This window comes from Mycobacterium intracellulare ATCC 13950 (assembly GCF_000277125.1).
GTDB lineage: Bacteria > Actinomycetota > Actinomycetes > Mycobacteriales > Mycobacteriaceae > Mycobacterium > Mycobacterium intracellulare.
In genome coordinates this window covers 2,369,701-2,391,810 of sequence record NC_016946.1, presented here as the reverse complement: position 1 = coordinate 2,391,810, position 22,110 = coordinate 2,369,701, and the positions used below count along the sequence as shown (strand labels likewise).

Here is a 22,110-nt window from a genome sequence, read left to right as displayed (position 1 = left end):
GGATGTTCCCGCGCCCGGGCGCCGGTGTCACGACCCGCTGCGCCGCTCGAGCAGGGGCAGCCAGATGGTGTCGACGATCTCTTCGATGGCTTCGTCGGGCAGGGGCCGCAGCGTCATCAGGACCTCGTAGCGAAACAGGTCCACGGGCAGGCGCGCAATGCGCTCGGTCACCTGATCGGGCTCGATTTCACCGCGATCGATGGCGCGCTGGATCGCCTGATCCAACGCGGCATCGCGCCGCCCCCGCACCAGCGTTTCGAGATCGGCCAAGCTGCTGCCGGTCTGCTGGTAGAAGCCGCCGAGCCGGGTCAGCAACGGGACCACCAACCCCACCCTGACCTTGTTCGCTTGCCGCAGCAATGCGATCGCGTCACCGCGCAGGCTGCCGGTGTCAGGGGCGACCACGACATCCTTGGCGACCTCATGTGCCACCGCGGCGAGCACGAGTTCCTGCTTGTTCGGCCAGCGCCGGTAGAGCACCGCACGGCTGGTGCCCGCCCGCACGGCGACGCCGTCGATCGTGAGCTCGTCGTACCCGCGTTCGGTCAGCTCCGTCCACGCCGCATCCAGCAACGCCTCCTCCAACGCGGGACCCCGGCGCCGCCGCGCCACGCCGGTCGAGTTAAGAGACATTGCGTTTCCTAACGGTCGGGTCTACGTTCTTTGGATACAGAACGTATCTTATAGCGAACAGGAGTGGAATCGATGCGCATTCTCGTCTCCGGTGCCGGAATCGCCGGCCTGAGCGCGGCGATAAACCTCGGCGCCGACGGCCACGACGTCACCTTGGTCGAACGCGCCAACCACCTGCGGGTGAACGGCTCCCCGATCGACATTCGCGGGGACTCCATCGGTGTCGCCGACAAGATGGGCGTGCTCGCACCGATCCGCGCGCACCGGGTCGACATGACCGAACGCGTCCAGTTCGTCGACGAAAACGGCACCGTGGTGGCCGAACCGCCGCTCGACGAGATCAACGACTCCGCCGGCGACATCGAAATCCCGCGGGAAGACCTCACAACCATCCTGCGCGACCGCCTGGGGCCGACGGTAGAACTGCGGTTCAACGAATCCATCGGCGAACTCGACGACGATGACCGTCGCGTCGATGTGCGGTTCAATTCCGGCGACCGCGAGCGCTATGACCTGGTTGTCGGTGCCGACGGGATGCACTCGGCCGTGCGACGCCTGACGTTCGGTCCCGAGCAACGGTTTCTGCGCCATCTCGGCTTCTATGTCGCGCTGGCCGACTTGCCCGGCTATACGCCGTCCGGGCGCGACAACCCGATGTACAACTTCCCCGGGCACCTTGCCGGCATCGCCGCCTACAACGACAAAGCCTTGGCGGTCTTCATGTTTCGATCGCCCTGGATCGACTACGACTACCACGACCTCGCGGCCCAGAAACGATTACTCGTCGACGCGTTCGCCGGCCACGGCGAGTGGCGGGTACCCGAACTGCTCGACGCCGCGATCGCCGACCCGGAACTGTACTTCGATTCCGTGAGCCAGATTCACATGCCCGGCTGGCATCGCGGTCGCGTCGTCCTCGTCGGGGACGCGGCGCATTGTGCCTCGAGCCTGTCGGGCCGCGGCACCTCCCTGGCCCTGACCGGGGCCTGGTTTCTCGCGCGAGCGCTGCGCGACCATCCCGGCGATCTCGGCCACGCGTGCGAGCAGTACGAACGCGACCAGCGACCCCACGCCCTGCGCTGCCAGGCCACGGCGGCACCCGGCGGCGACCTCCTGATTCCGGCCACTCAGGCTCAAATCGACGCGCGCAACAACGATTTCACCGTCGCAACCGGCCGCGGCCGGGAAGTCTAGGTGGCCTGCAGCGTCAGCGGCGGGCCCGGGTCCGGCGACAGCGGCACGTTCTCGCGCTGCATGAGCCAGCCGGCGATGTTGTGGAACAGCGGGGCCGCCGAGTGGCCCGGGGTGCCGTCGGCGTTGCGCTCCGGGTTGTCCATCATGATGCCGATGACATACCGGGGGTTGTCGACGGTGGCCATGCCGGCGAACGTGATCCAGTAGACGTTGTCGAAGTAGCAGCCGCAGGCCGGGTTGATCTGCTGGGCGGTGCCGGTCTTGCCGGCCATCTGGTAGCCCGTCACCGCGGCGGCGGGGCCGGTGCCCTGCTGATAGCCCATCGGGTCGTGTTGCACGACGGCGCGCAGCATGTTGCGCACGGTCTGAGCCGTCTGCGCCGACACCACCCGCACGCCGTCCGGGCGCGGTTCTTCGGTGCGGGTGCCGTCGGGCGCGATGGTGGCCTTGATGATCCGCGGCGGGATCCGCACCCCGTCGTTGGCGATCGTCTGGTACATGCCCGTCATCTGCAGCAGCGTCATCGAAAGGCCCTGCCCGATGGGCAGGTTGGAGAAGGTGCTGCCCGACCATTGGTCGATGGGTGGCACCAGCCCGGCGCTCTCCCCGGGCAGACCCACATTGGTGCGCTGCCCGAGCCCGAACTTGCGGACCATGTCGTAGAAGCGCTCCGGCCCCACCCGCTGTGCGAGCATCAAAGTGCCGACGTTGGAAGACTTTCCGAACACGCCGGTGGTCGTGTAGGGCATCACGCCGTGGTCCCACGCGTCGTGGATGGAGACCCCGCCCATCTGGATCGTGCCGGGAACCTGCAGCACCTCATCGGGATTGGACAGGCCGTACTCGATGACCGACGACGCGGTGATCACCTTGTTCACCGAGCCGGGCTCGAACGGCGAGGACACCGCCAGGTTGCCCAGCTGTTTGTCGCCCTGACGCCCAATGTCCTGGGAGGGGTCGAACGTGTTGTCGTTGGCCATGGCCAGCACTTCACCGGTCTTCGCGTCGAGCACGACGGCCGAAACATTGTGCGCGCCAGACACATTCTTGGCCTGCTGAACCTGCTGCTGCACATAGAACTGGATGTCGTCGTCGAGGGTCAGCTGCACCATCGAGCCGTTGACCGCCCGATGCCGGTTGCGGTAACTGCCGGGGATGACCACGCCGTCGGATCCGCGGTCATAGGTGACCGAACCGTCGGTCCCGGACAGCACGGAGTCCATGGCCTCTTCCAAGCCCAGCAGCCCGTGGCCGTCCCAGTCGATGCCGCCCACGATGTTGGCGGCCAGCGATCCGCCCGGATACTGGCGCAGATCCTGGCGTTCGGAACCGACCTCGGGAAATTTGTCCGAGATCGCGCTGGCGACGGCGGGATCGACGGCACGCGCGAGATAGACGAAGTTCTCGTCGCTTTGCAGCTTCTTCAGCAGGGTCGCCGAGTCGGGTTTGTTGCCGAGGCGCCCCGAGACGTCCTTGGCGATGTCGCGCAAGCGCTGCTGCGGGTCGGGGGCGGCCGAATTCTTGGCCTTGGCCTCCTCCAGCTGCTTGTGAATGCGTTTCGGCTGAAACGTCAGCGCACGCGATTCGATGGTGAACGCCAGTTGATCCTTGCGGCGGTCGATGATGCTGCCCCGCACCGCCTTTTCCACGTCGGTGACCTTGAGCTGCCCGGCGGCCTGGGCGCGCAGCGTCGGGGCCTTGGTCACCTGCAGGACGAACAGCTGGGCGGCGGCCACCAGCATCAGTACCAGGATGACCACGTTGCCGGCGCGATGGCGGAAGACGAACGAACCACCGCGGCCGGCCATTTGCACGATCTGACGGGTGCGTCGCTCCCGCGCCGAATGCCCGGCCCCCACCGGCTCGGGGCGCTGCGCACCCCGGCTGGCCTTGGGCTGCTTGGCTTTCCGGAGTCGTTTCGGTTCGCGAACGTCACGGCCCTGGTCCGCCTGCTGCGGTTTCGCGCGGCGCTTGGGCTGCCGGACGGCGTTGTCCGCCATGTCCTTACGGGGACCGCGTGTCGGGCGTGCGGCCTGCGACCGGCGTGCCCGTGGGGTGTCGCCGCGGCTCACCTGGGAGCACCTGGCACCGCGCCGGGGGGCCCGGGCAGGGAGCCGGTACCCGGTTGCGGCATCGGGGCGGGCGCCGGAGCGGCGGGGGCGATCGGCTGGGGGGCGGCCGCGCGGCCCAGCGGCACCGGGACGGAAACCTCGGGTGACAGGGGCGCGGGTAGCTGGCCCGGGGCCGGAATGGGCAGGCCGCCCAACGGGATCGGGACCTCGGCGGGCACCGGGGGGGTCGCGGGTCTGGCCGGCATCGGCAGCCCCGGCGTCGGCAGCGCGCCGGTCACCGGCCCGCCGGGCATGCCGGGGAGCGCACCGGTCACGGGGCCGCCTGGCATGCCGGGCAGCGTACCGGCAGGGGGTGCGCCGGCGGCGCCAGGCGCGCCGGGCACCGGCGGAACTGCCGGCGGGAAGTGTTGACCGCCCACCGTCGAGGCGCCGTCGGGTGCGCGCAGCAGCGCTTCGGGCCCCGACCTGGCCGGGGCGGGGGCGCCGGGGACCGGCTCGAGCCGCATCGGGACCTCCGCGGCGGGCGCCGCGGGTTTCGGGGGCTGCGGCGCTTCGTCGGGGAGCTTGGTGTTCAGCGGCGGCGGCGGAACACCGTCGGCGGGTTTGGGGGTGCCCACCACCACCCAGTTCCCGGACGGGTCCTGGACCAGGTGCGCGGTGTCCCGGGTGGGGATCATGCCCTGCTTGCGGGCCGCCTCCGCCAGCGCGGGGGCGGCTTCGGCCTCACGCACGTCGCGCTCCAGGGCCTCCTTCTGTTGCTGCAGCAACCGGGTCCGCTCGCGGGCGTGGCTCAACTTGTAGGAGCGTTCGGCGGAGTCGGTGGACAACCACAGCGTGAGCCCGAGCCCGACGCCCAGCGCTCCGATGACCAACACGACGAACGGAACCTTGCTCGCAAGTGTCCGCGGCCGCAGGTCGATCGACGCCAGCCGCGCGGCCAGACGCTCGGTGAGCTTGGGCCGAACGACCTTGGGCGCCTTGGCTTTGCGGGCCTTGGCGCGCGCCTTGGCCTGGCTGGCGTTCTTCGGCCGCGCCGACCGCTCGACCGGCCGGGCGACGGGGCTGCTCTGCGGACCGGCCTTGGGCGCGCGGGATTCGCGGGCGGGCGCCGTGGTCCTGGCGCCGCGGGCGCGCCGCGCCGCGCCGGGTTCGGGCGCCGGGCGCCTGCCCCGTCGGGCAGCACCGTCGCGGGCGCCCCGGCGGTCGCTGCCGCCGCGTCGTTTCGACGTCTCGCGGTCCGCTTTCATCAATCGCCTTTCCCGGTTGCCTGCTGTGATTCCATTCGCTGCAGGGCCCGCAGCCGCACCGCGGCGCTACGCGGGTTGCGTTCGATCTCGGTGGCGTCGGCCCGTCCGGCACCCTGCGTCAGGGCCCGGAATCGCGGCTGGTGACCGGGGAGTTCGACCGGTAGGTCCACCGGGGTGCGGGACGCGACCGCCTCGGCGAACAACCGCTTGACGATCCGGTCTTCCAGCGATTGGTACGTCATCACCACGATGCGCCCGCCGACGGCAAGCGCGTCCAGGGCGGCCGGGAGCGCGGCACGCAGCGAATCCAATTCGTCGTTGACCGCGACCCGCAGCGCCTGGAAGGTGCGCTTGGCCGGGTGGCCGCCGGTGCGCCGGGCCGCGGCCGGAATCGCTTCGTAGAGCAGGGCCACCAGGTCCGCGGTCGACGCGAACGGCTGGCGGGCCCGCCGGCGCACGATGTGCGCGGCGATGCGCCGCGCGAAGCGCTCCTCGCCGTAGCGGTGCAGGATGTTCGCCAGCTCGGTCTCGTCGTAGGTGTTGAGGATGTCGGCCGCGGTCAGCGGCGCGTCGGGGTCCATCCGCATGTCCAGCGGCGCGTCCTGGGCGTAGGCGAAACCGCGTTCGGCGCGGTCGAGCTGCATGGACGACACGCCGAGGTCGAACAGCATCCCGTCGACCGATTCGGTTGCGGCATAGCCGGATTCGGCCAGCGCTGTGGCGACGCCGTCGTAGCGGGTGCGCACCAGCGTGACCCGGTCGGAGAATCGCGCCAACCGCGTTCGGGTGATGTCCAGGGCGGTGGGGTCGCGGTCGAGTCCGATCAGCCGCAGGCCCGGCAGTTCGGTGAGGAACCGCTCGGCGTGCCCTCCCGCGCCGACGGTCGCGTCGACGAGGGTCGCCCCCGTCCCGTCCGGGTGGTGGCGGGTCAATGCGGGCGTGAGGAGCGCGACGCAACGCTCCAGCAGGACGGGCACGTGCCCGCCTGATCCCGATGGCGGCGACCCGCTGCGCCCGGCTGCGCCGCGCTTGCGGTCACCACGGCCGCGCTTGCGATCACCGCGCCCTGAATTGTCAGCCACCGCAACGCCTCCCCGGTTCTGCCGCCACCCGTGGGCCGCACGCCCCGGTATGGCCCGAGCGTGCCGGAAAAGGTGTGGCGCCCTTGCATCGAGGTCCCTGTCCGAAGGCACGAACCTGGCGTTGGGGAAGTACGCCAGGGTCGGTTCGGGCAGAGGCCACGTTGCACGGGCATGCGCCTCAGATGATGTCGCCGAGTGCTTCATCGCTGGCCGCGGAGAAGTTCTCTTCGTGGGTCTGCTGGTAGTCCTGCCAGGCCTGCGCATCCCAGATTTCGAGGTAGTCGACCGCGCCGATCACCACGCACTCCTTGGACAGGCTGGCGTAACGACGGTGGTCGGCCGACAACGTGATGCGGCCCTGGGCGTCGGGGTGCTGCTCGTCGGTGCCGGCGGCGAGGTTACGCAGGAAGGCCCTGGCGTCAGGGTTGCTTCGCGACGCCTTGCTCGCCCGGCGGGCCAGTTGCTCGAATTCCGCCCGCGGGTAGACGGCGAGGCTGTGGTCCTGGCTCTTGGTGACCATCAACCCCCCTGCCAGCGCGTCACGGAACTTGGCGGGCAACGTCAGCCGCCCCTTGTCGTCGAGTTTGGGCGTGTAGGTGCCAAGAAACACCAGCTCACCTCCCGTTCGAGGTCACCCAAACACTGCAGCCACCATACCCCACAATCCCCCACTTCGCCCCATTCATGGCATGTCGCCGTGGCGTTTTCCGGGTTCTCCGTCGTCACGGGGCCCTCGACGCGCTACGAGAGGCGTGTCGGGCGGCCCTCGCACCGGGATTCAGGGCGGCCCCGGCAGCGCAGCTAGCAGGGAAAATGTCGCCGGTGGGGCGTAGTGGGGAACTCTAGTGGGGCCCGGTGGGGATTAACCGCCGGCCCGCGCGTCGGCTAGGGCTCGGTTGGGGCGCAAAACGGTATCGACGGTTGCGCGGCGTCAGTCAGCCGGCCGGAAGCTGCGACGATGACGGCCGGGGCGGCGCGAGGCGCGGACGACGCGGGAGAAATGCAAAACGGGGCAGCCAGCGGCTACCCCGTGCGGGTGGGTCGGCGCTCAGTCGTCGAAGCGGCGGCGGAACCGATCCTCCATGCGACTGGTGAAGGAGCCCCCGCCCTTGTTGCGGCGCTGGCGCAGCGAGGTGGGCGCGGAGCCGGAATGGTCTGGCCTGCCTGACAATCGGGGACCGGTGATGCCGAACACCACGCCGCCGAACATGACGATGAACCCGAAAATGCTGAGAATGGGGACGCTGCCGCCGATCCAGGTGGCCTTGAACGCCACCCCCGACACCAGCATCGCCAGGCCGACGACGAACAGCGCCACTCCCTGCAGGCGCCGGCGGGCCGTGGGCGCGCGAAAGCCCCCGCCGCGGACGCTTGACGCGAATTTGGGGTCTTCGGCGTAGAGAGCGCTCTCGATCTGATCGAGCATTCGCTGCTCATGATCGGAGAGTGGCATTCGTCCCTCCTTGCCGACAGTTTGGCACGTGACTATCGATAGCACGCGATGCCCGTTGCGCGGGCAACTAATTGAATGATACGAGGTCAATCTGCCCCATACCACTGGTTCCGCGCCGATTCTATCCCGGCCGGATCGCGGCAATCCGCCAGACCGGAACGCCCGTGCGCTACAACCGGCTTCCCGACCCGGGGGCGTCCGTTGGTTCGGTGCCACGACCGCTCGTCGCGCCGGCCCGTGGGGGTCCGATAATGATTCTTAGCAGCCGGGTCAGAACGCCGCAGCATCGAACGAGACCGATCACCGGATGAGGAGGGCACCGCGAGTTGGGGATATTCCTCATCGATCTGCTCCCCCACGACATGGAGCGTCGCCTCACCGACGCCCTGACGGTGTACGTCGATGCGATGCGCTACCCGCGCGGCACCGAGCAACAGCGCGCCGCGATGTGGCTCGAGCACATCCGCCGCCGTGGCTGGCAAGGCGCCGGGGTCGTCGAAGCCGACGGGCCCGATGACGAGGGCGCGCCGATGCCCTCGGCGGAGGATCTGACCAGCGCCCCACTGCTCGGCGTGGCCTACGGCTATCCCGGGGCGCCCGGCCAATGGTGGCAGCAGCAGGTGGTGCTGGGCATGCAGCGCGGCGGCTCGCCGCCCCACGAGATCGCCCGGCTGATGAACAGCTATTTCGAGTTGACCGAGCTGCACATTCATCCCCGCGCCCAGGGCCGCGGCCTCGGCGAGGCGCTGGCTCGGCGGCTGCTCGCCGGGCGCGCGGAAAAGAACGTGCTGCTGTCGACGCCGGAAACCAACGGCGAGCCCAACCGCGCCTGGCGGCTGTACCGCCGGCTGGGCTTCACCGACGTCATCCGCCGCTACCACTTCGCCGGCGACCCGCGGGCGTTTGCGATCCTGGGCCGCGAACTACCGCTGTGACACCGCGGAACCGGGCGCGCATCGGACGCCCGCGCTCCGGAGTGGCCTTGTTCAAGTGGCACATCGGATCTGGCACGATGACCTGGTGCGCGCCAGCTCTCCCCCAGCCCGCGGCCGCGGCGTGAAAGCCCCCCGGGCCCGACGGCGCCGTCTGCTGGCCATCGCGATGTTGCTGCTGCTGGTGCCGCTGGCCACCGGATGCCTGCGGGTCCGGGCCTCGCTCACCGTCTCCCCCGACGACCTGGTCTCCGGGGAGATCGTCGCCGCCGCGAAACCCAAGACCCCCAAGGACACCGGCCCCCAGCTCGACAGCAACAACCTGCCGTTCAGCCAGAAGGTGGCGGTGTCGAACTACGACAGCGACGGCTACGTCGGCTCCCAGGCGGTGTTCTCCGATCTGACGTTCGCCGAGCTGCCGCAGCTGGCCAACATGAACTCCGACGCCTCCGGCGTCAACCTGTCGCTGCGCCGCAACGGCAACCTGGTGATCCTGGAGGGCCGCGCGGATCTGACGTCGCTGACCGATTCGGAGGCGGACGTCGAGCTGACGGTCGCCTTTCCGGGGGTGGTCACCTCCACCAACGGCGACCGGGTCGAGCCCGACGTGGTGTCCTGGAAGCTCAAGCCGGGCGTGGTGAGCACCATGACCGCCCAGGCCCGCTACACCGACCCCAACACCCGTTCCTTCACCGGCGCCGTGGTGTGGCTGGGCATCGCGTCCTTCGCGGCCGCCGGCGTGGTGGGGCTGCTGGCGTGGGTCGGCCGGGACCGCTCACCGCGGCTCACCGCGCCGCGCGACCAGCCGCCGCCCACCTAGCCTCGCCGCGCTAACCCTGCTGGGTGGGTGACCAGTACGCGAGCATCTCCGCGAAGGTCTGGAACGCGGGACCGGAGATCCCGTAGGTCGCCTCGAGATGGATGCTCAGCGGGAAACCGAGGTCGGCCACCCCGTCGATGACGCGCTTGTAGAGGTCGACCATCAGCTGACGCTTCTGCGGGGGCTCGCATTCGGCGAGCTTGCGGACGAACTCCTGCTCGGCGGCGACCGCGGCGTTGCCCGGGTCCTGGATGAGCCAGTTGATCAGTCCGACGCGGCTTTCCATCTTCGGCACGAAACCGAAGGACAGCAGGATCTCGGGCCGGTGATCGGTTTGCCTGGCGAACTCGCTCAGGAACCCCACGATCGCGTCGGAATACAGCAACTGGGTCATCCCGTAGGTGGCGCCCTGGTCGCACTTGAAGTTGAACCGGCCCTGTTCGCCGTCGCGGGTGGGGATCAGGATCACCCCGCGGTTGGTCACCAGCTCGCGATAGATCGACAGGGCGTCGGTCGGGGCGACGCCGGAGCCCTCGCCGTCGTTCATGGTGCGCGGCACGCCGACGAACACCACGCCTTCCATTCCGGCCGAGGACAACTCGGTCAGCCGGCCCCGCAGCGACGGCTCGTCCATGAACGCGGTGACCTGCGTGCACAAGCCCCTGATCCCGGTCAGTTCCGGCTTGACCACCGACCAGAAGTCGAGCACATCCAGCTTGGGCTTCATCTGAATGGGACGGTCGTCGTCCTCGGCGATGATCCCGGGGATCATCACGTGCCGGATCCGGCCGTCCAAACCGGCCTCGGCCGAATGCCGCACCACTTTGTGCGCCTCTTCGAGTGCCCGCTCCCGACCTTCGTCGGCGTTTGGTGGCACCAGTTCGAGCGCAATGGTGTTGAGGGTCACGCGGCTTCTCTCCGTCCGACGACTATGGGCCCGGGGCGTCTCTTGGCCGCGCAGCATCCGCGCGAGCCCCAGCGCACCCGCAAGCATAGGGGCGGGTTAGTGAGGCAGTCGAAGCAACTGGGTGCGCCCGGCGACCTCACGCGGGACCCACCCCGGGCCGCGCGACGAATACACTGGTCGGGCCTGGAACACCCAGCCAGCCGAGCAGAAAGGGGCGCCGCGCTGAGCGTCAAAGCCACAGCAGCGGCGGCAACCGTCGAGTTGACCGGCGCCATCACCGAACAGTTGCGGCGGTATCTGGACGAGCGGCGCGCCGAGACCGCCTACATCGGCGACGACTACAACGGCCTGATCGCCGCGCTCGAAGATTTCGTGCTGGGCGGCGGGAAGCGGCTACGCCCCGCGTTCGCCTACTGGGGGTGGCGCGCCGTGGCCACCGACGAACCCGACGAGCAAGTGCTGCTGCTGTTTTCCTCGCTCGAGCTGCTGCACGCCTGCGCGCTGGTGCACGACGACGTGATCGACGACTCCTCCACCCGGCGGGGACGGCCGACCACCCACGTCCAGTTCGCGACCCTGCATCGCGACCGGGGCTGGCAGGGCTCGCCCGAGCGGTTCGGCGCGTCGGCCGCCATCCTGCTCGGTGACCTCGCCCTGGCCTGGGCCGACGACATCGTCTTCGGTGTCGACCTGACGCCGCAGGCCCAGCGCCGCATCCGCCGGGTGTGGGCCAACATCCGCACCGAGGTGCTCGGCGGGCAGTACCTCGACATCGTCGCCGAAGCCAGCGCCGCCGCCTCGATCGCGTCGGCGATGAACGTCGACACCTTCAAAACCGCCTGCTACACCGTGTCGCGCCCGCTGCAGCTCGGCGTGGCCGCCGCCGCCGACCGACCCGACGTCCACGACATCTTCAGCCAGTTCGGCACGGACCTCGGGGTGGCGTTCCAGCTGCGCGACGACGTCCTGGGCGTCTTCGGTGACCCCGCGGTGACCGGCAAGCCGTCCGGGGACGACCTGCGATCCGGCAAGCGCACCGTGCTGCTGGCCGAGGCGGTGGAGTTGGCGGAGACGTCAGACCCGGTGGCGGCCAACCTATTACGGACCTCGATCGGCGCCCAGCTGACCGACGCGCAAGTGGATCGGCTGCGTGAGGTCATCGAGTCGGTGGGTGCCCTGGCCGCGGCCGAACAACGCATCGCCACGCTGACCCAGCGGGCGCTGGCGACGCTGGCCGCCGCCCCCATCAACACCGCGGCCAAAGCCGGGCTGTCCGAATTGGCCAAGATCGCCACGAACCGGTCCGCCTGAACCGATGACGACTCCGACCGACACCCCGGCCGACGACGCGCCGGCAGCCAAACCCCCTCGCGGCGAACGGTTTTCCCAGCTGAGGGCGTTCGTGGCGGCCGACGAATCGCGGCCGGCCAAACTGGGCCTGCTGGGGTCGGTGCTGATCACCCTGGGCGGGCTGGGCGCGGGCAGCACCCGCCAGCACGACCCGCTGCTCGAGTCGATTCACATGTCCTGGCTGCGTTTTGGCCACGGCCTGGTGCTGTCGTCGATCGTGCTGTGGACCGGCGTCGGCCTCATGCTGATCGCCTGGCTGGGCCTGGGCCGCCGCGTGCTGGCCGGCGACGCGACCGAGTTCGTCATGAAGACCACCACCGGATTCTGGCTGGCGCCGCTGCTGGTGTCGGTGCCCGTCTTCAGCCGGGACACCTATTCGTATCTGGCGCAGGGCGCACTGCTGCGCGACGGCCTGGACCCCTACGCCGTCGGCCCGGTCGCCAATCCAAACATCTTGTTGGACAACGTCAGTCCCATCTGGTCGATCACGACCGCCCCCTACGGTCCGGCGTTCATCCTGGTGGCGAAGCTGATCACCGTCCTCGTCGGCAACAACGTGGTGGCGGGCACCATGTTGCTGCGGCTGTGCATGCTGCCCGGTTTGGCGCTGTTGATCTGGGCCACTCCGCGAGTGGCGCGGCACCTGGGCGCCGACCCCTCGACGGCGCTGTGGATCTGCGTGCTCAACCCGCTGGTGCTCATCCACCTGATGGGCGGCGTGCACAACGAGATGCTGATGGTGGGCCTGATGGCCGCCGGCATCGCGCTGACGTTCGGCGGTCGCCACGTCGCGGGCACCGCGCTGATCACGGTCGCCATCGCGGTCAAAGCCACCGCCGGCATCGCGCTGCCCTTCCTGGTGTGGGTGTGGGCGCGGGATCTGCGCGACCGGCGGGGATATCGTTCCGCGCGAGCGCTTCTCGCGGCCGCGGCGGCGTCGCTGCTGGTCTTCGCGGTGGTGTTCGCGATCCTGTCCGCGGTGGCCGGCGTGGGGCTGGGATGGCTGACCGCGCTGGCCGGTTCGGTGAAGATCATCAACTGGCTGACCGTGCCGACCGCGGCGGCCAACCTGATCCACGCGATCGGCAGCGGGCTGTTTCCCGTGAGCTTCTATCCGCTCCTGCGGGTCACCCGGCTGGTCGGCATCGCGATCATCGCGGTCTCGCTGCCGCTGTTGTGGTGGCGGTTCCGGCGTGATGACCGGGCCGCGCTCACCGGCATGGCGTACTCGATGCTGATCGTGGTGCTGTTCGTCCCGGCCGCGTTGCCCTGGTACTACTCGTGGCCGCTGGCGATCGTGGCTCCCCTGGCCCAGTCACGACGGGCGGTGGCGATCATCGGCGGCGCGTCGACCTGGGTGATGGTGATCTTCAAACCCGATGGCTCGCATGGGATGTACTCGTGGCTGCACTTCTCGCTGGCCACCGCCGTCGCGCTGATCGCCTGGTACACCCTGTACCGGACACCCCGCCCTCGGACCGGCCCGGCCGAGGTCGCCGCACCGGCTCAGTAGGCCATCGCCTGCGCCCGGCGCACGACTTCGCGGGCCTGGTGGGCATGCAGCGCGTCGACGGGGCGGGCATTGCTGATGGCGTCCTTGGTGCCGTCGCGGGTCACCGTCAGCGACGGGTCGGGGGTGAACAGCCAGCGCACGATCTCGGTGTCGTGGTAGCCGCCGTCGTGCAGGATCGTCAACAATCCCGGCAGGCTCTTGACCACCTCACCGGACTGGGTGAAGAACACCTGCGGCACCACCACGCCCTCGCCGCGCCGGACCGCGACCAGATGGCCATCGCGGAGCTGTTGGTGGACCTTGGTTACCGGGATTTTAAGCAATTCGGCGACCCGCGGGAGGTCGTAGATCGGCTCGTCGGGATCTAGCACATCGTCGCCGGCAGGAATACTGCTCATCCGCGCAAGTGTAAGCCTTGATACGCGCCGTGAGCCCGTGTTCTTCCGCCCAATCATGGCGCCGCACCTACGATGGCCCCGTGGCCCAAGCTCATCCGCCCGGCCGGGCCGGTCCGCATCGTCCGCCGGCGGAGGCCGGGACGGCGGACCCGTTGGACAACGCGTTGCTGGACGGCCGCTACCTGATCCAGGCGAAGATCGCCAGCGGCGGCACCTCGACGGTGTACCGCGGTCTCGACACCCGGCTCGACCGTCCCGTCGCCGTGAAGGTGATGGATTCTCGCTACGCGGGCGACGAGCAGTTCCTCACCCGCTTCCAGCGCGAGGCCCGCACCGTCGCACGCCTGAAGGATCCCGGGCTGGTCGCGGTCTACGACCAGGGCTCCGACGCTCGGCACCCGTTTCTGGTGATGGAGCTCATCGAGGGCGGCACCCTGCGCGAGCTGCTGGGCGAGCGCGGACCCATGCCGCCCTACGCCGTGGCGGCGGTGCTTCGTCCGGTGCTCGGCGGGTTGGCCGCCGCGCACCGCGCCGGTCTGGTGCATCGCGACGTCAAGCCGGAGAACGTGTTGATCTCCGACGACGGCGAGGTGAAGATCGCCGACTTCGGGTTGGTCCGCGCCGTCGCCGCCGCCGGAATCACCTCTACCAGTGTGATTTTGGGCACCGCGGCGTATCTGTCGCCCGAGCAGGTGCGCGACGGCGACGCGAGCCCGCGCAGCGACGTGTACTCCGCGGGCATCCTCGCCTATGAGCTGTTGACCGGGCACACCCCCTTCACCGGCGACTCGGCGCTGTCGATCGCTTACCGGCGGCTGGACACCGACGTGCCGGCGCCCAGCGCGTCCATCGACGGTGTGCCCGTGCAGTTCGACCAGTTCGTGCAGCGGGCGACGGCCCGCGACCCGGCCGACCGGTACGCCGACGCGACCGAGATGGGCGCCGATCTCGACACGATCGCCGATGAGCTTGCGCTGCCGGACTTCTCCGTGCCGGCGCCGCGCAACTCCGCGCAGCACCGCTCGGCCGCGCTGCAGCACAGCCGGATGGGCCAGCGCCCGGCCACCGCGCAGCAGCCCGGGCCCGCCCCGGTGCGCCAGCCCACCCGCCAACTGACCCGGGGCCCCGAGGATTGGCCGCACCCGCAGCGCCCGGCCGCGGCCGCCGACGAACCCGACGAGGACGACGATGACTACGAATATGAGCCTGTCGCAGGCGAATTCGCGGGCATCCCGATCAGCGAATTCGTGTGGACCCGCCAGCACAACCGGCGCATGGTGCTGGTGTGGGTGGCGCTGGTGCTGGCGTTGACCGGCCTGGTGGCGACCGCGGCGTGGACCGTCGGAAGCAACCTCAACGGGCTGCTGTAGGCGCGCTCAGTCGCGCAGCATCTCGGCGACCAGGAAGGCCAACTCCAGCGACTGCTGGGTGTTCAGCCGTGGGTCGCACGCGGTCTCGTAGCGCCCGACCAGGTCGGTGTCCGAAATATCTTGCGCCCCACCAAGACACTCGGTGACGTTCTCCCCGGTGATCTCGACGTGGATGCCGCCGGGATGGGTGCCCAGCGCGCGGTGCACCTCGAAGAAGCCCTGCACCTCGTCGACGATGCGGTCGAAGTGGCGGGTCTTGTACCCGTTGGACGACTCGTGGGTGTTGCCGTGCATCGGGTCGCACTGCCAGATCACCTGGTGACCGGTGGCCTGGACCTTCTCCACGATCGGGGGCAGCAGATCGCGCACCTTGTTGTTGCCCATCCTGCTCACCAGTGTCAGCCGGCCGGGCTTGTTGTGCGGGTCGAGCCGCTCGACGTATTCGACGGCTAGCTCCGGGGTGATCGTCGGGCCGATCTTGACGCCGATCGGGTTGGCGATCACCTCCGCGAAGGCGATGTGCGCCCCGTCGAGCTGGCGGGTCCGCTCGCCGATCCACACGGTGTGCGCCGACAGGTCGTACAGCTGGGGCTCGCCGCTGTCGTTCTCGGACAGGCGCAGCATCGACCGCTCGTAGTCGAGCACCAAAGCCTCGTGGCTGGCGTAGATTTCGGCGGTCTGCAGGTTGCGGTCGGCCACCCCGCACGCGCTCATGAAGCGCAGGCCGCGATCGATCTCGGTGGCCAGCGCCGTGTAGCGGGCGCCCGCCGGCGAGGTCCGCACGAACTCCCGGTTCCAGTCGTGGACCAGATGCAGCGAGGCCAAGCCCGACGAGGTCAGCGCACGAACCAGATTCATCGCCGCGCTGGCATTGGCGTAGGCGCGCACCAATCGCGACGGATCATGCTCGCGCACCGCGGCGTCCGGGGCGAAGCCGTTGATCATGTCGCCGCGGTAGGACTTCAACCCCAGCGCGTCGATGTCGGCCGATCGCGGTTTGGCGTACTGCCCCGCGATGCGGGCCACCTTCACCACCGGCATGCTCGAGCCGTAGGTCAGCACCACCGCCATCTGCAGCAGGGTGCGCACGTTGCCGCGGATGTGGGGTTCGGTGTTCTCGGTGAACGTCTCCGCGCAGTCACCGCCCTGCAGCAGGAACGCCTCACCCCTGGCCACCTGGGCGAGCTGCTCCTGTAGCCGCACGATCTCCATCGGCACCGTGACCGGCGGCACGCTCTCGAGGACCGTGCGCATCGCCGACGCCTGATCGGCGGGCCAGCTGGGTTGCTGGGCGGCCGGCTTGGCCAGCGCGGCGTCCAATCGCGCCCGCAGATCGGTCGGCAGCGGCGGCAGCGGCGGCAGCTGGTCGATCGGGATGTCGACGGTCCAGTTCATCGGTCCATCGTAACCGGGTCGCGGACGCCCCCGGTCAGGGTTGATCAGCGTGAACGCCGTCGAGCGCGGCCGTCTTAGTCTCCCGCCGTGATCAACCGGAAGCGGCGGAGCTGATCGCGGGCGTCGACCAACGCGTCGTGGGCATCGGGCGACCGCGGGGGCATCCGGGGGCTGCCCCGGTCTTCCCAGAGTTGCCGCAGCTCGCGGGTGAAACGCGGGATGGCCCGCGGCAGGTCCGGCATCGGGCCCCACAACTGGCACAGGGCGACGTGGTCGTAGGCCGCCACCCACGCCCACAGCTCGATCGGCTCAGCGGCCGCCCGCCCGGAATTGACGCCGAAGAACTCCTCCAGGTCCTCGCGGATCCGCCTGCGTGACCGCCACACCTGCGACGCCGGGGGCGGCAGCTTGGGCAGCACGTTGGCGCGCACCCACGGGCCGGCGCGCTCGGGATCGAATTCCGTGGACACCGCGTAGTACTCGCGGCCGTCCTCGGCGGCCACCCCGATCGAGATGAGCTCGATGGTGCGGCCGTCCTCGATGAATTCGGTGTCGTAGAAGTACCGCACGAAGGGAGATTATCTGCTGATCAGGATCGGACCGGTGGGCGCCGGGGCGGGATGAACCTCGTCGTCCAACCTGGCGTCCACCGCACGTTGATCCGGAAACCGCGGCGTGCCCGCGATGGCGCACTGCAGGTAGAGCTTGGCCCGCACCACCGGGCGGCGCAGCCGACGTTCGCGCTGCAGCGCGCGGCGCATCTTGTCCGGCTGCGTGGCGTACCGCCAGCGGGCCCAGGGCGCGTGCGGGCGCGACAGCCGGACCGCCCCGATCACCAGCAAGATGACCAGGAACATGCCCAGCAGGCCGGTCCAGACCTTGCCCTTGAGCACCACCACGACGGCCAGCGGCAGCGTCAACGCCATGGCGCCGCCCACCACGGCGCGCAGCGCCCACGAGTTGGCGTCGTGCCAGATCGGCAGGAAGAACATCAGCGGGTGCAGGCCCATCATCAGCAGCCCGGCCACCGCGACCGCGGCAAAGACCGCATCGACCGAGGTGCGGCCGTCCTCGGACCAGTAGACGTCGGACAGGTGCAGGATCAACGCGTACTCGTCGAGGACCAGGGCGGCCCCGATCCCGAAAAAGGTGGCGGCCATCATGAACTGGGGCTCGTGCCCGTCGATGGACAGGGTGACCAGCGTCAGCCCGGAGAGCAACGTGAGGACCACCCCGAACGTGACGTGGTGGATGTGCACTCCCCCGACGTGGACGTTGCGCGGGTGCCACCACTTGGTGGGCCGGCCGTTTTCGACGCGGTGCCGGATCAACCGCACGAACGTCCGCGTGACGAAAAACGTCAGGATGAAGGCCACCAGGCAGCACAACAGTGGCAGGTGGCCCCGGTCGTGAATGTCATGTTCGAACCATCGGGACATCTCGTCCACGAACGAGTGGAGCACCCTTGAAACCTACGCCTCCGCGCGCCGCGGCCGTGGGAGCCGCGCTGCACCAGGGGTGTCCGGGCGCGGGCACCCATTACGCTGTTGTGCGACATGAGTACACGGCAGGCGCCCGGGGCGGGCTTCTCAGGTAAGCGTGCCCCCGGGCGGGCGCTGGTGTGGGGCGCGGCTTGGCTGGCGGCCGCGGCGGGGCTGGGTTACGCGGCGTGGCAGCTGTTCGGGCACATCCCGTATCGCATCGACATCGACGTCTATCAGATGGGCGCCCGGGCCTGGATGGACGGCCGCCCGCTGTACCGCGGCGACGTGTTGTTCCACACGCCGATCGTGGATCTCCCGTTCACCTATCCGCCGCTGGCCGCCATCGTGTTCTGCCCGTTCGCCTGGATGCACATGCCGGCCGCCAGTGTCGCGATCACCGCCCTGACGCTGGTTTTGCTGGTCGTGTCGACCGTGATCGTGCTGACCCGGCTCGACGTCTGGAGCGCGTCGGTCGTGCTGCCCGGCCCGGCCTGGCTGCGCCGGTGGTGGCTGGCCGTCGTCGCCGCCGCGGCCGCGACGGTCTGGCTGGAACCCATCAGCTCGAACTTCGCCTTCGGCCAGATCAACGTGGTGCTGATGACGCTGGTGATCGCCGACTGCGTGCCGCGCCGCACGCCGTGGCCGCGCGGGCTGCTGCTGGGGGTGGGCATGGCGCTGAAGCTGACGCCGGCGGTGTTCCTGCTCTATTTCCTGCTGCGCCGCGATCACCGTGCGGCGTTGACCGCGCTGGCCTCGTTCGCGGGGGCGACGCTGCTGGGTTTCGTGCTGGCCTGGAACGACTCCTGGGAGTACTGGACGCACACCGTGCATCACACCGACCGGATCGGTTCGGCGTCGTTGAACACCGACCAGAACATCGCCGGCGCCCTGGCCCGGTTGGGGCTGGGACAACAGGAGCGCTTCCTGCTGTGGGTGGCGGCGTCCCTGCTCGTGCTGGCGGCGACGGTGTGGGCGATGCGCCGGGTGTTGCGCGCCGGCGAGCCCACGCTCGCGCTGGTCTGCGTCGCCTTGTTCGGGCTGGTGGTCTCGCCGGTGTCGTGGTCGCACCACTGGGTGTGGGTGCTGCCCGCGGTGCTGGTGACGGCCGTCTTGGGCTGGCGTCGCCGCAACGCACTGCTGATGGTCGTCAGCGCCGTGGGGGTGGCGCTGATGAGGTGGACGCCGATCGACCTGCTGCCCAAGCATCACGAGGCGAGCGCGGTGTGGTGGCGCCAACTCGCCGGGATGTCTTACGTGTGGTGGGCGCTGGCGGTCATCGTCGCGGCCGGCGTCACCGTGACCGCCCGCGGCATTTCGCGGGAGGCAGCGCCGGAGCCGCTGGCGCCGGCTACCGCCGTCGGTTAACCGGCCGCGGTCTCGGGAATCCGCGCGGCCTCACCGTCGGCCGCGTCACCGCCCTTTTTCAGGCTGGCCGCGTAGATGTCGACGTATTCCTGCCCGGACAGCCCCATCAGCTCGTAGATCACCTCGTCGGTGACGGCCCGCTCGATGAAGCGGTTGCCGGCCAGCCCGTCGAAGCGCGAGAAGTCCATCGGCTTGCCGAAGCGAACCGTGACCCGGCCGAACCGCAACATGTTGGTCCCGGGCGGGTTGACGACGTTGGTGCCGATCATCGCGACCGGGATCACCGGGACCCCGGTCTGCAGGGCCAGCCGCGCCAGCCCCGTCTTGCCCTTGTAGAGCCGGCCGTCCGGGGACCGCGTGCCTTCGGGATACATGCCCAGCAGCTTGCCCTCACCCAGCACCTGTTGCGCGGTGGTCAGCGCGGCCCGGGCGCTGTCGGCGTCGGTCCGGTCGATCGGCACCTGCCCGACGGCGGTGAAGAACCACCGCTGGAACCACCCCTTCAAACCGGTGCCGGTGAAATATTCCGACTTGGCCAGGAAGGTGATTCGGCGCCGCACCACCAGCGGAAGATAGAAGCTGTCCATCACGGCCAGGTGATTGCTTGCCAGTATCGCCGGCCCGGAGCTCGGAACGTGTTCTAGGCCTTCAACTTTCGGCCGCCCCAGCAGTGACAGCAACGGGCCGAGGAGCACGTACTTGAATAGCCAGTACCACATGGCCCTCCCTCTCGGCTACACCCCGCTGATGTACTGCGCCAACTGTACCTATCCCCACGGGAAGGGACCACCTGCGACGCAGCGCCCTCACTCGTCCAGCGTGACGGGGATGGGCTGATAACGCGTCCGCGGGGCGGCGTCGCCGCTGTCGGCCGCGCCGCCGGGCGGACCGTCGGGCGGCGGTTCCGGCGTCGGGCGCGACGCCCGGTCGATGTCGTCGACGATGTCACGGATCACCTGAAGCAGGGCGATGCTGTGGTCGGCGATCGCGGTGAGCAAGGGGTGCTGGTCGCCGGTCGCCAGCGCGGCCAGGGCGCACACCGGGCACCACACCTGCTGACACTTGCCCGTTCCCGGTCCGGCGCCGGCCGTCAGCGCCGCGGCCGCGCGCACCGCGGGGTCGATGCCGTCCAGGATCGTCTGGGCGAGCCTGCGCAGCTCCGGACCGATTTCGGGATGAGCCCCACTCACTTAGGCCACACCTCCGGATCTGGTCGAAAACGCACCGTCAGCTCACTACCCCGCAGGCGCGCGTCCAGCACGATGCAGCGCCGAAGCACCGACGCCAGCCTCACCCTGCGCCGCAATCCGCCGGCGCTGATGATGAGGTCGTCGTCGACCCGCCCGAGGGTCAGCGCCGACGCATCGAGTTGCGGCAACGCTAGCCGCATCCGGTAGACGGACCCAAGTCCCGTCCCGGATTCGAGGTCGACGACGGGCCGCAACGGGCCCGGCGGCGCGGTGCCTCCCCGGCGGCGGGCGGCGTCGAGCAGCGCGCCCAGCGCCTTGGCGCCGATCGGCTCGCCGGACAGGTGTGGGGTCATCACGAGGGCCACCTCACCGATGGTGGCGTCGAGCTCGTCGAGCACACTGCGCTGCTCGGCGATGCGTTCGGTGTACCAGTAGAAGGCCGGGTGCTCGGGCAGGTTGCGGTACTCGTATGAGTCGTCTTGCGGCAGAACCTGATTCACGATCAGCTCTTCGACGCGCACGCCCATCAACGCCAGCGACCCCAGGGTGCGGGCCGCCTCCGCGGCGACCACCCGCTCGGGGGTCAACACCAGATGCGCACTGACCAGCTCGCCGTCGGTGAGCAGCGCGCCGAGCGTCTCCACGCTCGCGCTGATGCGCTCGAGCAGCTCGACCACCGCCGCCGAGCGGCCATCGTCGGCGGTGACGGACAGCCGGCGATGCCGCGGCCACGCCCGCTCGACGTACAGCCCGAAGGTGGCGGGCAAGGTCAACATCCGCAACGCGTCCGCGGTCGACGCGCAATCGACCACCACGCGGTCCCATCGTCCCGAGCCGGCCAGCTCACCGACGGCGTAGAGACCGAGCACCTCCTGGACACCGGGTAACGCCGAAAGCTCTTCGGGCGCAATGGTGCTCAATTCGGAGTCGGGGAACCGCCGGTCCAACGTGGCGACGGCCTCACGCCAACGGACCTCGAGCAGGGCAAGGGTGTCCAAGGCCAGCGCATCGAGAAATCCGCCGCCGGCCTCCGCGTCATCGGCGAGCACCCGCACCAGTTCGTCCTGGCTGGGTGGGATGGGGGTGCCCAGCACATCACCCAGCGAGTGCGCCTGGTCGGTGGACACCACCAGCACCCGCTGTCCCGCGCTCGCAGAACTGACCGCGGTGGCGCAAGCCAGGGTGGATTTCCCTACCCCGCCTTTCCCAACGAAGAGACTGATCCGGGCCGGGGCGGGCGCAGCCGTCTCACTCAGCCTCGACTCGTTTCTTCAGATCCTTCAACGCCGTGTCGGTCAGACGACGCTCGGCCTTGCGCTTGAGCAGGCCGATCATCGGCATGGCCAGGTCGACGGAGAGTTCGTAGGTGACCTCGGTGCCAGATCCCTTGGGCGCCAACCGATATGAGCCCTCAAGGGAACGCAGCAGCGAGCTCGAGACCAGCGTCCAGCTCACCGATTGGCGATCCTTGGGCCATTGGTAGGACATGACCATGGTGTCCTTGAGGACGGTGGCGTCCATGACGATCCGCGCCACCTTCGGGTAGCCGTCGGCGTCCTTCTCCTGAACCTCGGCTTCCTTGTACTCCGAGATCCACTGCGGGTAGGAATCGATGTCCGCGATCACCCGCATCACGGTGCCCGGGTCGGCGTCGATGTAGATGGTTTGCGTCGTCTTCTCCGCCACCTGGTTGCTGCCCTCTCTC

The 22,110-nt window shown here is 69.5% G+C and carries 22 protein-coding genes; 7 read left to right on the top strand and 15 right to left on the bottom strand.

Annotated elements, in window-relative coordinates; all coding sequences use genetic code 11:
• Window positions 1–27 precede the first annotated feature (27 nt).
• The gene (locus OCU_RS36190) at window positions 28–633 is read right to left on the bottom strand and encodes a TetR/AcrR family transcriptional regulator (protein WP_193375138.1); all 606 of its coding nucleotides are present in this window, start codon (window positions 631–633) and stop codon (window positions 28–30) included.
• A 63-nt stretch (window positions 634–696) separates the two neighbouring features.
• Here OCU_RS36190 and OCU_RS36185 point away from each other — a divergent pair, with 63 nt between their 5' ends.
• Complete coding sequence (locus tag OCU_RS36185; protein ID WP_009956030.1) at window positions 697–1,827, top strand: FAD-dependent monooxygenase; 1,131 nt, start codon at window positions 697–699, stop codon at window positions 1,825–1,827.
• Here the strand turns inward: OCU_RS36185 and OCU_RS36180 are convergent.
• From OCU_RS36180 to OCU_RS36160, 5 genes are all read right to left on the bottom strand, one after another.
• Window positions 1,824–3,827, bottom strand: a complete 2,004-nt coding sequence (locus tag OCU_RS36180) for a peptidoglycan D,D-transpeptidase FtsI family protein (RefSeq protein WP_009956031.1) — start codon at window positions 3,825–3,827, stop codon at window positions 1,824–1,826. The two genes, OCU_RS36185 and OCU_RS36180, sit on opposite strands and share 4 nt — an antisense overlap.
• A gap of 68 nt (window positions 3,828–3,895) precedes the next feature.
• The gene (locus OCU_RS36175; RefSeq protein ID WP_014379964.1) at window positions 3,896–5,146 is read right to left on the bottom strand and encodes a hypothetical protein; all 1,251 of its coding nucleotides are present in this window, start codon (window positions 5,144–5,146) and stop codon (window positions 3,896–3,898) included.
• Window positions 5,146–6,432 (bottom strand): 16S rRNA (cytosine(1402)-N(4))-methyltransferase RsmH, encoded by a 1,287-nt coding sequence (rsmH, locus tag OCU_RS36170; RefSeq protein WP_148278273.1) that lies wholly within the window; start codon window positions 6,430–6,432, stop codon window positions 5,146–5,148. Before rsmH ends, OCU_RS36175 begins: the two co-directional genes overlap by 1 nt.
• Entirely contained in the window at window positions 6,407–6,838 is a 432-nt protein-coding gene (gene mraZ, locus OCU_RS36165; RefSeq protein WP_008256120.1) for a division/cell wall cluster transcriptional repressor MraZ, read from the bottom strand. Before mraZ ends, rsmH begins: the two co-directional genes overlap by 26 nt.
• A gap of 438 nt (window positions 6,839–7,276) precedes the next feature.
• A complete protein-coding gene (locus tag OCU_RS36160) occupies window positions 7,277–7,681 on the bottom strand; it encodes a DUF3040 domain-containing protein (RefSeq protein ID WP_008256119.1) in 405 nt (134 codons plus the stop codon).
• A 326-nt stretch (window positions 7,682–8,007) separates the two neighbouring features.
• Between OCU_RS36160 and OCU_RS36155 the strand changes: the two genes are divergently transcribed.
• Together OCU_RS36155 and lppM are read left to right on the top strand one after the other, a co-directional pair.
• Complete coding sequence (locus OCU_RS36155; RefSeq protein ID WP_008256118.1) at window positions 8,008–8,616, top strand: GNAT family N-acetyltransferase; 609 nt, start codon at window positions 8,008–8,010, stop codon at window positions 8,614–8,616.
• Between the two features lie 166 nt (window positions 8,617–8,782).
• Window positions 8,783–9,433: a lipoprotein LppM gene (gene lppM, locus OCU_RS36150; RefSeq protein WP_009953480.1), complete on the top strand. Its 651-nt coding sequence runs from the start codon at window positions 8,783–8,785 to the stop codon at window positions 9,431–9,433.
• A 10-nt stretch (window positions 9,434–9,443) separates the two neighbouring features.
• On the opposite strand, the gene OCU_RS36145 is transcribed toward lppM, so the two are convergent.
• Window positions 9,444–10,340, bottom strand: a complete 897-nt coding sequence (locus OCU_RS36145; protein ID WP_008256116.1) for a mycobacterial-type methylenetetrahydrofolate reductase — start codon at window positions 10,338–10,340, stop codon at window positions 9,444–9,446.
• Window positions 10,341–10,601: 261 nt separating this feature from the next.
• On the opposite strand from OCU_RS36145, the gene idsA2 reads away from it, so the two are divergent.
• Together idsA2 and OCU_RS36135 are read left to right on the top strand one after the other, a co-directional pair.
• Window positions 10,602–11,651: a bifunctional (2E,6E)-farnesyl/geranyl diphosphate synthase gene (gene idsA2, locus OCU_RS36140; RefSeq protein WP_008256115.1), complete on the top strand. Its 1,050-nt coding sequence runs from the start codon at window positions 10,602–10,604 to the stop codon at window positions 11,649–11,651.
• Window positions 11,652–11,655: 4 nt separating this feature from the next.
• On the top strand, window positions 11,656–13,203 hold the full coding sequence (locus OCU_RS36135; RefSeq protein WP_008256114.1) for an alpha-(1->6)-mannopyranosyltransferase A: 1,548 nt from the start codon (window positions 11,656–11,658) through the stop codon (window positions 13,201–13,203).
• Here OCU_RS36135 and OCU_RS36130 read toward each other — a convergent pair.
• Window positions 13,197–13,601, bottom strand: coding sequence for an Rv2175c family DNA-binding protein (locus tag OCU_RS36130; protein WP_008256113.1), 405 nt, complete (start codon window positions 13,599–13,601; stop codon window positions 13,197–13,199). The two genes, OCU_RS36135 and OCU_RS36130, sit on opposite strands and share 7 nt — an antisense overlap.
• Window positions 13,602–13,681: 80 nt before the next feature.
• Between OCU_RS36130 and OCU_RS36125 the strand changes: the two genes are divergently transcribed.
• The gene (locus OCU_RS36125) at window positions 13,682–14,971 is read left to right on the top strand and encodes a protein kinase domain-containing protein (protein ID WP_179293439.1); all 1,290 of its coding nucleotides are present in this window, start codon (window positions 13,682–13,684) and stop codon (window positions 14,969–14,971) included.
• 6 nt (window positions 14,972–14,977) lie between these two features.
• Here OCU_RS36125 and OCU_RS36120 read toward each other — a convergent pair whose 3' ends face one another.
• The 3 genes from OCU_RS36120 to OCU_RS36110 all read right to left on the bottom strand — a co-directional run bounded on the left by OCU_RS36120 (window position 14,978) and on the right by OCU_RS36110 (window position 17,805).
• The gene (locus tag OCU_RS36120; RefSeq protein WP_008256111.1) at window positions 14,978–16,366 is read right to left on the bottom strand and encodes a class II 3-deoxy-7-phosphoheptulonate synthase; all 1,389 of its coding nucleotides are present in this window, start codon (window positions 16,364–16,366) and stop codon (window positions 14,978–14,980) included.
• A gap of 74 nt (window positions 16,367–16,440) precedes the next feature.
• Entirely contained in the window at window positions 16,441–16,935 is a 495-nt protein-coding gene (locus OCU_RS36115; RefSeq protein ID WP_008256110.1) for a polyadenylate-specific 3'-exoribonuclease AS, read from the bottom strand.
• Between the two features lie 9 nt (window positions 16,936–16,944).
• Window positions 16,945–17,805 carry a hypothetical protein gene (locus OCU_RS36110; RefSeq protein ID WP_172417573.1) on the bottom strand — a complete coding sequence of 287 codons (861 nt, stop codon included), beginning with the start codon at window positions 17,803–17,805 and terminating at the stop codon, window positions 16,945–16,947.
• 117 nt (window positions 17,806–17,922) lie between these two features.
• Between OCU_RS36110 and OCU_RS36105 the strand changes: the two genes are divergently transcribed.
• Window positions 17,923–19,215, top strand: coding sequence for a glycosyltransferase 87 family protein (locus OCU_RS36105; protein WP_026071577.1), 1,293 nt, complete (start codon window positions 17,923–17,925; stop codon window positions 19,213–19,215).
• On the opposite strand, the gene OCU_RS36100 is transcribed toward OCU_RS36105, so the two are convergent.
• From OCU_RS36100 to OCU_RS36085, 4 genes are all read right to left on the bottom strand, one after another.
• A complete protein-coding gene (locus OCU_RS36100; RefSeq protein WP_008256099.1) occupies window positions 19,212–19,934 on the bottom strand; it encodes a lysophospholipid acyltransferase family protein in 723 nt (240 codons plus the stop codon). The genes OCU_RS36105 and OCU_RS36100 overlap by 4 nt on opposite strands.
• Before the next feature lie 87 nt (window positions 19,935–20,021).
• A complete protein-coding gene (locus tag OCU_RS36095; protein ID WP_009953489.1) occupies window positions 20,022–20,405 on the bottom strand; it encodes a hypothetical protein in 384 nt (127 codons plus the stop codon).
• The gene (locus OCU_RS36090) at window positions 20,402–21,661 is read right to left on the bottom strand and encodes an ArsA family ATPase (RefSeq protein ID WP_193375147.1); all 1,260 of its coding nucleotides are present in this window, start codon (window positions 21,659–21,661) and stop codon (window positions 20,402–20,404) included. Before OCU_RS36090 ends, OCU_RS36095 begins: the two co-directional genes overlap by 4 nt.
• A complete protein-coding gene (locus tag OCU_RS36085) occupies window positions 21,654–22,091 on the bottom strand; it encodes an SRPBCC family protein (RefSeq protein ID WP_009953491.1) in 438 nt (145 codons plus the stop codon). The genes OCU_RS36090 and OCU_RS36085 overlap by 8 nt, the downstream gene beginning before the upstream one ends.
• Window positions 22,092–22,110: the final 19 nt, after the last annotated feature.